Below are 13065 nucleotides of genomic sequence, written 5' to 3'. Positions count from 1 at the left end.
AAGCCGCCTTTCCGAACCGAAAGGCGGCTTTTCCCATGGCCTCAGGAGATCCGGCGCGCGGCCTCCTCCGCGGCGGCCGGGACCGGCGCGGCGAGCGGAAAGACCCGCGCTCCGGCCGAAGCCTCCTTCAGCGCCGTGAGGATGCGCTCGGCGGCGCGGCCGTCGCCATAGGGATTGCGGGCGCAGGTCATGGCGGCGTAGGCCGCCGGATCGTCGAGCAGGCGCGTGGCCTCGGCGAAGACCCGCTCCGCCGAAGTCCCGACCAGCCGCACGGCGCCTTCCGCCACGGCCTCGGGGCGTTCGGTGACTTCGCGCGTGACCAGAACCGGCTTTTTAATCGAAGGCGCCTCTTCCTGAATCCCGCCGGAATCGGTCACGATCAGCGAAGCGCGGGTCATGAGATAGACGAAGGGCAGATAATCCTGCGGCTCGATGAGATGGACCGAAGGCAGATCCCCGAGCGTCCGCCCCACCGCGCCGCGCACCTTCGGATTGAGATGCACCGCATAGACGATCTGCACGTCGGGGCGCTCGGCCAGACGGCGCAGCCCCTGACAGACCCGCTCCAGCCCGCCGTCGAAATTCTCGCGCCGATGCCCCGTGACGAGAATCAGCCGCCGCGCCGGATCAAGGAAGGGGAAGCGCGCCGCCATTTCATCCGCCAGCTTGGAAGCGTCCTCCGCCAGGCGCCCCGAGACGTGCTGAAGCGCGTCGATGACGGTGTTGCCGGTGACGTGGATATGTCCGGCGGGGACGTTCTCGGCGAGGAGATTGGCCCGCGCCTGCTCGGTGGGGGCGAAATGCAGCCGCGCCAAAGGCGTGATGAGGCGGCGGTTGCCCTCCTCGGGCCAAGGGGCGGCGAGGTCGCCGGTGCGCAGGCCCGCCTCGATATGTCCGACCATGGCGCGATTATAGAAGGCCGAGAGCGCTCCGGCGAAAGCCGTGGTGGTGTCGCCCTGCACCAAAACCCAATCGGGCTTCTCCGCGACCATCGCGCGCTCCAGCCCTTCGATCAGGCGGCGGGTCATGGAGGGCAGGCTCTGACCGGCGGTCATCACCGCGAGGTCATGATCAGGACGCAGCGAAAAGGCCTCCAGCACCTGATCGAGCATCTGGCGATGCTGGCCCGTCACGCAGACGCGGCTTTCGATTTGCGGATCCGCGCCCAAAGCCCGAACCACCATGGCCATTTTAATGGCCTCGGGGCGGGTGCCGAAGACGCTCAGGACTTTGATCGGCGCTCCCGAATCCGTCTGAGGCCGCGCGGGCCAGGAAGAGGGGAAAGCCCCGTATGTCGCCGTCATCTCCAGAACCTCCGCGAGCCGTCCGCTAGATCTGAAGAAGTTTTGTCGCCGCGCGCCTTGAATTTAAGTGAACGAGACGGCGAAATTTCAGGATTCGCCTGAAAATTCAATTCTATATACAAGGTTTGACATAGAATTCAGAAAAATCTCGTGAGATTTTCGCCGTAAATTCTTGAGGATGGCCCTGATTTCAGGGCGAATTCTTCATCCTTTCCCTCCGAAGCCGCGCAGGAAGAAGGCCACGCGATAAGCTTTTTCGGCCCGCAGCCGGGCTTGAATCGCGACATGCTCCTGCGGCTCCATCGCGGGGGTGGGCGGCGGCGGCGCGAAAAGCTGAAGGAAGATTTCGGCGTCGCGCATCAGCTCCTCGCCGCCGCGGCCCGCCGCCTCCGGCGCCGAAGCCAGCAGATTCCGCACGCGCTCCACGCCGCGCCTTCTGCCCTCGTCGCGCAGCAAAAGGCCGAGCGAGGGGAATCGCTCGCTCTCCAGCAGCAGAGCGCGGATCAGGGCCTGCACCTCCGGAACGGTCTGAACCTGAATGATCTGCTCGGCGAGGGCCTCCAGCCGGACCCGGAGCGGCAGCCGAACCGCCGAAATCTCCGGCGCCTCCGCGCGCTTCATCAGAGTCTCCAGCACGTCGAGGGCCAGCGCCTGAAACAGCGCCTCCTTATCCTGATGCCGCGCGTAAAGCGTGGCTTTGGAGACCTGAGCCTCGGCGGCCACGGCGTCCATGCTGGTTCCGGCGAAGCCGTGGACGAGGAAGAGCTTGCGCGAAGCCGCCATGATCCGCCGCCCGATCTCCTCGGCGGAGCGGCGCGTGGGGCGCCCTCCCTTGCGGCGAGGAGGGGCGGCGGCGGGGGGCGCGGAGACGTCGTCCATCGGCGATCCTGAAATCTAAACCAAACTAGACCGTATGGTAGGATTTTCAGCCGCGAAACACAAGTCCGCCGGAGCTTAAGCCGAAGAAGGCGGCGGCGGACGCTCCGCGCGACGCCGGGCGAAGTCGCGCAGCATCGGCAGAGAATAGAGGACCAGCGCCGCCCAGATCAGAGCGAAGGCGAAAAAGCGCTCGCGGCTGAAGGGCTCTTTGAAGACGAAGATCGCCAGCAAGAAGATCATCGTCGGGGCGATGTATTGCATGATCCCGATGGTCGAGAGCCGCAGGAGCTTGGCGCCGTTGCCGTAGAGGATCAGCGGAACGGCGGTGGCCACGCCCGAAGCCAGCAGCAGCCAGAAGTCGCCCCACGTCCCGCCCGCCAGCAGATGCCCGCGCCCCGTCGCCTCCAGCCAGACCACATAGGCCGTCGCCAGAGGCAGCAGGATCAGCACCTCCAGCAGAAAGCCCTGATTAGGCCCGATGGGCAGAGTCTTGCGGAAGAAGGCGTAAAAGCCCCAGCTGAAGGTCAGGGCCAGAGCCGTCCAGGGCAGCCCCCCGCCCTCCCAAGTCAGCAAAGCCACCCCCGCCGCCGCGCAGCCGAGCGCCGCGATCTGCAAAGGCTGAAGCTTCTCGCGCAGCAGAACCGCGCCGAGGAAGATGCTGAAGAGCGGATTGATGAAATAGCCGAGGGCGGCGTCCAGCGCCCGGTCGTTCGCGATGGCCCAGATGTAGATTCCCCAATTCACCGCGATCAGCGCGGCGGTGAGGCTCGCCATGGCGAGCATGCGGCGGTCGCGCAAAGCGGCCTTGAGGTCGGACATCCGCCCCAGCGCGTAAAGCAGGGCCGCCGCCAAAGGCGCCGACCAGATCACGCGATGGGCCAGAACCTCGGTGGGGGAGATATGGGCCACCGCCTTCATGTAAAGCGGCAGGAATCCCCAAAGGAAATAGGCTCCGAAGGCGAAGGCGAATCCGCGCAGGGAATCGCCTTGCTGCGCCGGAGGCGCGGCGGCGTCGAGGCTCATGAGACAGCTCGCTGGAGAAAAAAGGGCCCCTCAGCCATAAGCCCGCCCGCGCCGAAGGGCAAGCCGCCTCAGAGGCGGAGCCTCGGACGGGGACCGGAGGCCCCGGCGAGATCCTTCAAAGGCTCTCAGGTTTCGTCCGGCCGCCCCTTCACGACATGGAGCCCTTCCGGCTTCGCTGGTCGCCGTTCATGGACAGCCGCGAAGAGCGCCGCCGCCGCGACCGCGCCCCGAAGCGCCAGACGCGCCCCCAAAACCCCGGACCTCACCTCTCGAAGACCAAAGCTCCGCCGACCCAAGTCGCCTTGACCAGCCCCTGCATGCGGCGGTCGTGGAAGGCCGAATTCTTCGATTTCGAGCGCAAAGCCTTGCGGTCCACGATCCAAGGCGCGCCGAGATCCACGAGGATCAGGTCGCCGGGCGCGCCGGGGGTCAGACGCCCGGTCTCGAAGCCCAGAAGCTCCGCCGGGCGCAGCGCCAGCATCCGCCAGAGCGCTGGAAGCCCGATCAGCTCCTTATGATGAAGATTCAGAGCCGCCGCGAGGCTGGTCTCCAGCCCCACGGAGCCCGTCGCCGCCTGAGCGTAAGGCAGGCGTTTGGATTCCTCGTCCTGCGGGCGATGGGAGGAGGTCAGGGCGTCGATCAGCCCCTCGGCCACGGCCTCTTCGAGGGCGGCGCGGTCGGCCTCCTCGCGGAGCGGCGGCGAGACTTTGCAGAAGCTGCGGAAATCGCCGATGTCGTATTCGTTCAGCGCGTAGTGATGGGCGCTGGCCGAGGCGCTCACCGGGAGGCCCTTCTCCTTGGCCCGCCGCAGAGCCTCCAGAGCCGCCGCCGTGGAGATCTGCCCCGCGTGATAACGCGCGCCGGTCAGCTCCACGAGCCGCAGATCGCGCTCAAGAGCCATGACCTCCGCCGCCGCCGGAGCCTCCGGCAGGCCGAGCTTGCCCGCGAAGAGGCTCTCCGTGGCGCAGCCCTGAGCCGCAAGCGCCGAGTCCTGAATATGATGGACCGTCAGCGCCCCCACGGAGCGCGCGTATTGCAGACAACGGCGCGTCACCACCGGATCGGAGATCTGGCGGTCGCCGTCGGTGAGCGCCACGGCGCCCGCGTCGAGGAGGAATTTATATTCGGCCATCTCGCGGCCTGCGCGGCCTTTGGTCATGGCGGCCATGGGATGGGCCCGCACTTTGCAGACCTCCGCCGCGCGCCGCCGCACGAAGGCCACCAAAGCCGGATCGTCGAGCGGCGGATCCGTGTCGGGCTGGACGACGATGGTGGTGACTCCGCCCGCCGCCGCCGCCTCGCCCACGCTGCGGTAGCTCTCCTTATGCCGCGCGCCCGGCTCGCCGACGTAGACCCGCAGATCCACCAGCCCCGGCGCGAGCGCATGGCCGCCCGCGTCGCGCAGATCGGCGCCTTCGGGGCCGGACCCGGCCTCGCGCAGATGCGGCCCCCGATCCAGAATCCGGCCGTCCTCGCCGAGGATCAGGCCGCCCTCGGCGTCGAGATCGGCGGCGGGGTCGATCAGGCGGGCGTGATGGATGTGCAGCGGCTTCATGAAGGCCTCGGAGGATTTTAGAGAGCGCGTCCCTGCTGGATGTCGAGGATCAGACGATAGACGCTTTCGCCCTCCTCGATGAATTCGAAGCCGTAGCCGCCCTGCCGCATGTTGATCGTCTTCGAGCCGTTCAGAACGGTGAATTCGGCGGGGCTTTTGAACATGATCGTGGAGAGAGGGCCGGAACGGATTTCGACCCCCGTCCCGGAGGCGATGGGGATCGACCCGAATTGAGGGCGGCGTCCGTCCTCGACGATCAGCGCCCGGCGGTCGGTCAGGGCGTAGCGGGTGCGGGCGCGTCTCCGGGCGTCGGTGAAGAAGCGCCCGATGGCGATCTGAAAGCCCACGACGACGAAGGGAACGCCCCAAAGCGTCATAATTCCGCCGCCCCCGTACCAGGCGAGGCCCGTCCAGACCAGAGCAAAGGCGAAGAACACAAGGCCGAAGGGAAGATGAAACCAGTCTTCGCCGCGCCATTTCAGCCCGCGCGCGGGTTCGCCGGTCCAGAGCAGCCGCTCGCCCGATCCGAGGACCGGCGCCCAGAGCGCCGCCTCCTCGCCGTAGCGCGGCGGCGCCCTCAGACGACGATCCGCAGGCGCCGTCACGCGAGGGCCCCGGCGCCGCGCCAGTTCGGCAGGCGCTCGGCGAGGGTCTCCAGCACGGCCATGCGCACGGCCACGCCCATCTCGACCTGCTCCTGAATCACCGAGCGGTTGATGTCGTCGGCCAGTTCGGAATCGATCTCGACGCCCCGGTTCATCGGCCCCGGATGCATGACGATCACGTCCTCCTTCGCGCGGGCGAGCTTTTCGGCGTTGAGGCCGTAGCGGTGGAAATATTCGCGCACCGAAGGCACGAAGGCGCCGCTCATGCGCTCCAGCTGAAGGCGCAGCATCATGACGACGTCGCAGCCTTCGAGGCCCTGCTCCATATCCTCGAAGACCTCGACGCCGAAGCGCTCGATTCCCGTGGGCAGCAGCGTCGGCGGGGCGATGACCCGGATGCGGTTCTCCAGCTTGCCGAGCAGCCACATGTTCGAGCGCGCCACGCGGCTATGCAGGATGTCGCCGCAGATGGCGACGTTCAGCCGATGCAGACGCCCCTTGCGCCGACGGATGGTCAGAGCGTCGAGCAAAGCTTGGGTGGGATGCTCGCGGCGGCCGTCTCCGGCGTTGACCACGGCGCAATTGACCTTCTGCGCCAGCAGGTTCACCGCGCCGGAATCGGCGTGGCGCACCACGAGCAGATCCGGCCGCATGGCGTTGAGCGTCATGGCGGTGTCGATGAGGGTCTCGCCCTTGGAGAGCGAGGAGCTTTTCACCGGCATGTTCATGACGTCGGCGCCGAGCCGCTTTCCGGCCAGCTCGAAGCTCATCTGGGTGCGGGTGGAGCTTTCGAAAAAGAGGTTGATCTGGGTCAGCCCCTTGAGGATGTCGCGTTTCTTTCGCGCTTCCCGGTTCATCTCGACATAGCCGTCGGCGCGGTCGAGCAGCTGGAGGATCGCCTCGGGCGCGAGATCCTCGACGCCGAGCAGATGTCGCTGCGGAAAGGGAATGTCGGTCATGAGGCGGCCTTTGCGGAGAGTCGCGCTTGTATAGGGGCGCCCGCCCATCAGGGCAAGCGCCCCGCCCTTCCGGGCGGGCGCCGAGATCCCGACAGGGCGAGCGCCCCGCCCCATCGGGCGGGCGCCGGAAGATCCCGGCGGGGCGGGCGCTCCGCCGGAAGGCTGAGACCTGCTAAATTTCTCTGGCGGGCGGCGGCGCGCGCCCTTAGACCGAAGCGGACAGCGCGAAAAGGGGCGAGCATGGAGATGGCGGCGAATCCGGGCCCGGAGGCTCTCGGCGCGGCGCAGGCGGCGGCGGCTTTTCTGCTCGCCTATCTGCTCGGCTCGATTCCTTTCGGGGTGCTGCTGACGCGGGCTTTGAATCTGGGCGATCTGCGCAAGATCGGCTCGGGCAACATCGGCGCGACCAACGTTCTGCGCACCGGCCATAAGGGCGCCGCCGCCGCCACGCTCCTGCTCGACGCCCTGAAGGGCGCGGCGGCGGTCTGGATCTGCGGCGCCTTCTGGGGGCCTCAGGCGGCGGCTCTGGCGGCTTTCGGATCTCTGGTCGGGCATTGCTGGCCGGTCTGGCTGAACTTCCGCGGCGGCAAAGGCGCGGCCACCTTTCTCGGCGCGACGCTGGGTCTGGCGCCTTGGGCGGGTCTGGCGGCCTGCGCGATCTGGCTGATCATGGCCGCGATCTTCCGGATCTCCTCGCTGTCGGCTCTGGCCGCGGCGGCGGCCACGCCTTTCGTCGCGGCGGGTCTGGGCGCTTCGCGGACGGTCCTCTGGGCGACGGCGGCCATGGCCCTGCTGACGATCCTCCGGCATCATGCGAACATCCGCCGCCTGCTGAAAGGCGAAGAGCCGCGCATCGGCGCGCGCAAATCCTGAGGCCCCGGTGAAGCCCCCCCGGACTCCGGAGGAATGGCGCGACTGGCTGCGGCTGGCGCGCTCGCAGAACGTGGGGCCTGTGGCCTTTCAGCGGCTTCTGGCGCGCTGCGGCTCGGCGGCGGCGGCTCTGGAGGCGGCGCCTCGTCTGGCGGCGCGGGGCGGACGACGCATTTCCTTAGCTCCGCGCGGCGCGGCCGAGGCCGAGCTTGAGGCGGGGGCGAAGCTCGGGGCGAAGCCTCTGGCGCTGGGCGGGCCGGATTATCCGCCGCTTCTGGCGCAGATCCCCGATCCGCCGCCTTTTCTCTGGCTGCTGGGCCGTCCGGAGCTGCTGAGCCGCCGCGCTCTGGCGGTGGTGGGCACGCGCAACGCCTCGGCTTTGGGGATGCGCTTCACGCAAGGTCTTTCGCGGGCGCTTTCGGAGGCGGGATTCGTGATCGTCTCGGGCATGGCCGAGGGGATCGACCGCGCCGCCCACGCCGGAGGGCTCGAAGGCGGGACCGTCGCGGTTCTCGGCGGCGGGCCGGACGACGTTTATCCGCGCCGCAACGCCGACGTCTACGCCAAGCTGATCGAGCAAGGCGCGGTGCTCTCCGAGGCGCCGCCCGGCTTCAAGGCCCGGGCTCAGGATTTCCCCCGCCGCAACCGCATCGTTTCGGGGATCTGCCTCGGCGCCATCGTGACCGAGGCGGCGGAGCGCTCCGGCTCGCTCATCACGGCGCGTCTGGCCGCCGAGCAGGGCCGCGAGGTGATGGCCGCGCCCGGCGCGCCTCTGGACGGACGCGCGGCGGGCTGCAATCTTCTGATTCGGGAAGGCGCGACGCTGATCCGCCACGCCGCCGACGTGATCGAGGCTCTGGAGGGGATCGGCGGAGCGGTCGAGCCCCCGCCCGCCCCTCTCTCTTTTCCGGAGAGCTTCGGGGCGGCGGCGGAGAGCCCCCCGGAAGACGCCGCGGAAGCCCCCGAAGCCGAAGACGCCCGTTCGGCGCTTTTGCGGCTTTTAGGGCCGGTTCCCGTGGAGATGGACGAAATCCGCCGCCGCACGGGCTTGCCGCCGGGGGTTCTGGCTCTGGCGGCTCTGGAGCTGGAGCTGGCGGGGCGGCTCCGGCGTTCGGCGGGCGACCGCGTGGCCCTCGCGCCTTAGCCGGCCATATGTCGGCCTCCCTATGTTGACGGGGAAGAGTCGGTGGAGTATATCGCGCCTTCACTCTTCAACGCCCTGCCGAACGGTTTCAAGAAACATGGCCAACACGTCCTCCGCCCGCAAGCGCATCCGTCAGACCCAGCGCCGCACCGCCGTCAACGCGGCCCGCAAGAGCCGCATCCGCACCTTCCTGCGCAAGGTCGAGTCCGCGCTCGCCTCCGGCGACGCCGCCGCCGCTCAGGAGGCCTTCCGCGCCGCCCAGCCCGAGATTCAGCGCGGCGTGACCAAGGGCGTGCTGCACAAGAACACCGCCAGCCGCAAGGTTTCGCGCCTCGCCGGCCGCGTGAAGGCCCTCTCCGCTCCTGCGGTCTGAGATGGCTTCGGGAGCGCCGAAGCGCTCCCTTCGATCTCCTGCGACATCGCGAATCCTGACCGGGAGCCGGGCTTGGCGCGGGCGTGAGCCTGTTGCCTCTCGGACGGGGTTCGTCTATGCTCCGGCCCTCGTTCAGCGAGGAGGCGACGGCGCGCCGTCCTGAATTTTCGGCGCCCCGAACGTCCTGCAGCCGTCGCGGATCGGCGTTTTCCCTGAAGACGCAAGATCGCGCGCGATCTCCGAGGCTTTCGGAGTCGCGCGAAGGCGTTTCTCGCCTTGGGCGGTCGCTCCGTCCCCAAAAATGCGGGCTCTGCGTTCGGCGGGGCTCGGGCGTTTTGCAAGGCGGGAGCGAAGCGTGACGGCGCGAAACCTCGATTCCGGCGACGAAGGCTCCGGGGAGCCCGCCCGCGACTCCGCCGTCGAGGCTTGGGCCTCGATTCGCCTCACGCTGCGCGAAGATCTGGGCGAAGCCGTCTTTAAAAGCTGGATCGACCCTCTGATTCTGGCCGAGGCCGGCGAAGGCTGGATCCGCCTCGGCGCGCCCTCGCGCTTCCTGCGCGACGGCGCCGAAGCCCGTTATGGCGATCTTCTCCGCGAGATCTGGCGCGATCACGGCGCCGCCCGGGTGGAATGGGCGCTCGCCGCGCCTCAGGCCGCGGCCGCGCGCCGCGCGTCCGAACCGGGGCCTGCGGCCAAATCCGCGAAATCCTCGGCTCCGGGCGGCAAGCGCCGGGTGGTTCCGGCGGATTCCGACGACGTCGGCCCGCTTTTCGAGGCGGCTTCCGCTTCGGCGGCGGCGGGCGAGGAGGATCCGAGCTTCCTGTCGCCCAAGCTGGACGGGCGCTTCACCTTCGATAATTTCGTGGTCGGCAAATCCAACGAACTGGCCCACGCCGCCGCGCGCCGCGTGGCCGAGGCCGACGGCGCCGCGCCCTTCAATCCGCTGTTTCTCTATGGCGGCGTGGGTCTGGGCAAGACCCATCTCATGCACGCCATCGCCTGGGAGGTGAAGCGGGCCCGGCCGGAGCGGCGGGTGGCCTATCTCTCGGCCGAGAAGTTCATGTATCAATTCGTCAGCGCGCTGCGCTACAAGGAGACGATCAACTTCAAGCAGCAATTCCGCTCGGTGGACGTGCTGCTGATCGACGACGTGCAATTCATCGCGGGCAAGGATTCCACGCAGGAGGAGTTCTTCCACACCTTCAACGCGCTGATCGACCAGAACCGCCAGATCGTCATCTCCGCCGACCGCTCGCCGACCGATCTCGACGGCATCGAGGAGCGGATCAAATCGCGTCTGGGCTGGGGCCTCGTGGCCGACATCCACCCGACGGATTACGAGCTGCGTCTGGGCGTGCTTCAGATGCGCGCCGAGGCCGTGGCCGAACAATATCCCGAAGTCGAGATCGACCCCAAGGTGCTGGAGTTCGTCGCCAGCCGGGTCTCAGCCAACACCCGCGAGCTGGAAGGCGCCTTCAACCGGCTTCTCGCGCAGGCCACGCTGGTCGGGCGCCCGATCACGCTGGAGATGGCCCGTCAGATCCTTCAGGATCTGCTCCGCTCCTACGACCGCCGCATCACCATCGAGGAGATTCAGCGCAAGGTCGCGGAATCCTACAACGTGCGCCTCGCGGACATGCTCTCGCCGAGGCGGGCGCAATCGGTGGCGCGTCCGCGTCAGGTGGCCATGTATCTGAGCAAGATCCTCACGGCGAAGTCTCTGCCGGAGATCGGCCGCAAATTCGGCGGCCGCGACCACACCACGGTCATGCACGCGGTCAAGCGCATCGAGGAGCTGCGCGAGGTGGACGACGAGCTCGACGAGGAGGTCGAGGTGCTCAAGCGGCTGCTGGAGGGCTGAAGGCCCTCCCCGCGCCGCTCAGGCTTTGCGCAGCAGCGCCGCCATGCGCGGCGGCACGCGCCTGACCTCCACGCCGGTGAAGACATGCAGCGTGTTGAGATCCTTGTCGATCACCGCATGATCGCTGACCCATCCCCCCATCGAGAGATAGCCCCTCAGCAAAGGCGGCATGGCCTTGGCGGCCTTGACCAGATCCGGCCGCCGGAAGCGCAGCTTCTTGGCGAATTGAAAGACCCGCGGCGATTTAATGCGCGGCAGCCAGCGTTTGGGCGCGAGATGCTTTTCTTTCAGCAAGGCGAAGACGTCGGCGTAGGGCTCGGCGTCCGAGCCGTCGAAGCTGGAGCAGCCGAACATGAGTTGCACGCCGCGCTCGTCCACATAGCGCGTCATGGCCGCCCAAGCGATGCGCAGAGCCTCGCCGCTGCCCCGATGGTCGGGCCGCACGCAAAAGCGCCCCATCTCGACCATGGGCTCCTGAAAGCCCCTCAGAGCGGAGAGATCATACCATTGGGCGGAATAAGCGCGGTCCACCTCATCCCCGGAGTCGAAGGACATAAGCCGCACGCAGCAGATCAGCTCTCCGGTGGCCGTCTCCTCGACCAGCATATGGTCGCAGAGCGCGTCATAGGGATCCGCGTCGAGACCCGCCGGATCCTCGGAGCGCCCGCGCGCGATCCTGAAGACCGCATGACGCAGAGCCTGCGCCCGCATCACGTCCTCCGGCGCCCGGCTGAGCCGCACCTGATAACGTCCGCGCCGGAATTCGCTCCATCCGCCCAAGCCCATCATGACCGGATCCTCATACGCTCGCCGGAGATCGAGCCTCCGCGCGCCTCACGCTCGCATAAAACCGCGACGCCTCGCTGAAACGCCGCGCGATCTTCATTATATATCCCAAAACGTGACCAGATCAGCGAGGAGTCTATGGTGAAGATTAAAAAAACCGATGAGGAATGGCGCGCTCAGCTCACCCCCGAGGCCTATCGCGTCACGCGACAGGCCGGAACCGAGCGGCCTTTCTCGCAAACGCCCTTTCCGAAGGGCGAAGCGAGGTTTCGCTGCGTCTGCTGCGGGGCGGAGCTTTTCGAATCGGACGCCAAATACGAATCGGGCTGCGGCTGGCCGAGCTTCACCGCGCCCGCCGGGCAGGCCGCCGTCGAGGAGCGCGCGGACCATAGCCACGGCATGACCCGCGTCGAGGTGCTCTGTTCGCAATGCGACGCGCATCTGGGCCATGTCTTCCCGGACGGCCCCGGCCCCGAGGGTCTGCGCTATTGCATCAACGCCGCCGCGCTGAAGCATGAGCCCAAAGACGAAGCCTGACGATTGTCCGCGCTCCGGAGACGACGAGTCTCCGGAGAAGCGGCTTGTCTGCGGAGGCGGCGAAGGCCACATCATCGCCATGAACTTCACGCCCTTGACCGATTGGGGAGATCCATGACCATGACTCGCCGCCGCCTGCTCGAACTCGTCGGAGCGAGCAGCCTCGCCGCCGCCGCCGACCGCGCCGCGCGCGCCGAGGGCTTCCCGAACGCCGAAGCGATGCGCGCTCAGGCCGCTTCGCCGATTCTCTTCGCCCATCAGACGCCGATCCGCATCGGACAGGCCGCGCTGAAGGTGCGCGATCTTCAGAAGATGTCGGCCTTTTATCAGCATATGCTCGGCCTCGCGGAGCAGGAGCGCACGCCGGAACGCGCCGTCTTGGGCGCTCCGGGCGGCGCGCCGATCCTCGTGCTGGAGGCCGCGCCTCAGGCCGCTTTCGCCGCGCCCAATGCGGCCGGGCTCTTCCATACGGCCTTTCTGCTGCCGAGCCGCCTCGATCTGGCGCGCTGGCTGGCCTATGTCGTGACGGAGGAGATTCAGCTCACCGGCTTCGGCGACCATAACGTCAGCGAGGCGGTTTACCTCGACGATCCCGAAGGCAATGGAATCGAGGTCTACGCCGACCGCGATCCGGCGGGCTGGGTCTGGAGCAACGGTCAGGTCCGCATGGGCACCGAGCAAATCGACTTCGAGGGCCTGATCGGCCTGCTGAACGATTCGGTTCCGATCTATACGGAGGCGCCTCGGGAATTGCGCATCGGCCATATGCATCTGAAGGTGGGCGAGGTCGCGCAAGCGGCGGAGTTCTATCAGAAGACCGCCGGGCTCGATCCGACCCAGATGATGGTCTTCCGGGGCGCGGCCTTCCTCTCCTCGGGGCGCTATCACCATCATATCGGGCTGAACAACTGGCGCAGCCAAGGCGTCGGCCCGCGCGATCCTGCGGCGCTCGGCCTCTCCTGGACGAGCTTCGAGACCAAAGACGCCGCGATCCTCGCCGCCCGCGAGGCGGCGGCTCTGGCGGCGGGGGGTCAGGTGGAGAAGCTGGCCTCCGGCGAGGGCTTCGAGACGCGCGATCCTTGGGGAACCCGGCTGCGCTTCGTGAAGGTCTGATCCCCGGCGAACAGAAAGAGCGGACGCCGCGGCGTCCGCTCTTTTTTCATCTCCGA

The 13065-nt window shown here is 67.8% G+C and carries 13 protein-coding genes; 6 read left to right on the top strand and 7 right to left on the bottom strand.

Going from position 1 to position 13065, the window contains the following annotated elements; translation table 11 throughout:
* Positions 1-41: 41 nt before the first annotated feature.
* The 6 genes from wecB to B161_RS0110580 form a co-directional block, all read right to left on the bottom strand.
* Complete coding sequence (gene wecB / locus B161_RS17810; RefSeq protein WP_018633374.1) at positions 42-1304, bottom strand: non-hydrolyzing UDP-N-acetylglucosamine 2-epimerase; 1263 nt, start codon at positions 1302-1304, stop codon at positions 42-44.
* Between the two features lie 204 nt (positions 1305-1508).
* The gene (locus B161_RS18930) at positions 1509-2183 is read right to left on the bottom strand and encodes a TetR/AcrR family transcriptional regulator (RefSeq protein WP_018633373.1); all 675 of its coding nucleotides are present in this window, start codon (positions 2181-2183) and stop codon (positions 1509-1511) included.
* Positions 2184-2258: 75 nt separating this feature from the next.
* Positions 2259-3206, bottom strand: a complete 948-nt coding sequence (gene rarD / locus B161_RS0110595) for an EamA family transporter RarD (protein WP_018633372.1) — start codon at positions 3204-3206, stop codon at positions 2259-2261.
* 262 nt (positions 3207-3468) lie between these two features.
* Positions 3469-4761, bottom strand: a complete 1293-nt coding sequence (pyrC, locus tag B161_RS0110590) for a dihydroorotase (RefSeq protein WP_018633371.1) — start codon at positions 4759-4761, stop codon at positions 3469-3471.
* A 17-nt stretch (positions 4762-4778) separates the two neighbouring features.
* Positions 4779-5366, bottom strand: coding sequence for a hypothetical protein (locus B161_RS18925; protein WP_018633370.1), 588 nt, complete (start codon positions 5364-5366; stop codon positions 4779-4781).
* Positions 5363-6316 (bottom strand): aspartate carbamoyltransferase catalytic subunit, encoded by a 954-nt coding sequence (locus B161_RS0110580; RefSeq protein ID WP_026310361.1) that lies wholly within the window; start codon positions 6314-6316, stop codon positions 5363-5365. Before B161_RS0110580 ends, B161_RS18925 begins: the two co-directional genes overlap by 4 nt.
* A gap of 255 nt (positions 6317-6571) precedes the next feature.
* Between B161_RS0110580 and plsY the strand changes: the two genes are divergently transcribed.
* The 4 genes from plsY (at position 6572) to dnaA (ending at position 10573) form a co-directional block, all read left to right on the top strand.
* Positions 6572-7198, top strand: a complete 627-nt coding sequence (plsY, locus tag B161_RS0110575; RefSeq protein WP_051085762.1) for a glycerol-3-phosphate 1-O-acyltransferase PlsY — start codon at positions 6572-6574, stop codon at positions 7196-7198.
* A gap of 7 nt (positions 7199-7205) precedes the next feature.
* Positions 7206-8339, top strand: coding sequence for a DNA-processing protein DprA (gene dprA, locus B161_RS0110570; protein WP_018633367.1), 1134 nt, complete (start codon positions 7206-7208; stop codon positions 8337-8339).
* A 97-nt stretch (positions 8340-8436) separates the two neighbouring features.
* The gene (rpsT, locus tag B161_RS0110565) at positions 8437-8712 is read left to right on the top strand and encodes a 30S ribosomal protein S20 (protein ID WP_018633366.1); all 276 of its coding nucleotides are present in this window, start codon (positions 8437-8439) and stop codon (positions 8710-8712) included.
* A 355-nt stretch (positions 8713-9067) separates the two neighbouring features.
* Positions 9068-10573: a chromosomal replication initiator protein DnaA gene (gene dnaA, locus B161_RS0110560; protein ID WP_018633365.1), complete on the top strand. Its 1506-nt coding sequence runs from the start codon at positions 9068-9070 to the stop codon at positions 10571-10573.
* Positions 10574-10591: 18 nt separating this feature from the next.
* On the opposite strand, the gene B161_RS0110555 is transcribed toward dnaA, so the two are convergent.
* Positions 10592-11362 carry a GNAT family N-acetyltransferase gene (locus B161_RS0110555; RefSeq protein WP_018633364.1) on the bottom strand — a complete coding sequence of 257 codons (771 nt, stop codon included), beginning with the start codon at positions 11360-11362 and terminating at the stop codon, positions 10592-10594.
* Between the two features lie 135 nt (positions 11363-11497).
* Between B161_RS0110555 and msrB the strand changes: the two genes are divergently transcribed.
* Both msrB and B161_RS0110545 read left to right on the top strand, forming a co-directional pair.
* Complete coding sequence (msrB, locus tag B161_RS0110550; protein ID WP_018633362.1) at positions 11498-11896, top strand: peptide-methionine (R)-S-oxide reductase MsrB; 399 nt, start codon at positions 11498-11500, stop codon at positions 11894-11896.
* Positions 11897-12016: 120 nt separating this feature from the next.
* Positions 12017-13009, top strand: coding sequence for a VOC family protein (locus B161_RS0110545; RefSeq protein ID WP_205619239.1), 993 nt, complete (start codon positions 12017-12019; stop codon positions 13007-13009).
* Positions 13010-13065 lie beyond the last annotated feature (56 nt).

Origin of the sequence: Neomegalonema perideroedes DSM 15528 (assembly GCF_000374145.1) — a bacterium.
GTDB classification, from domain to species: domain Bacteria; phylum Pseudomonadota; class Alphaproteobacteria; order Rhodobacterales; family Rhodobacteraceae; genus Neomegalonema; species Neomegalonema perideroedes.
Note: the sequence above shows the minus strand (reverse complement) of the source record. Positions and strands in the feature narration are given on the sequence as shown.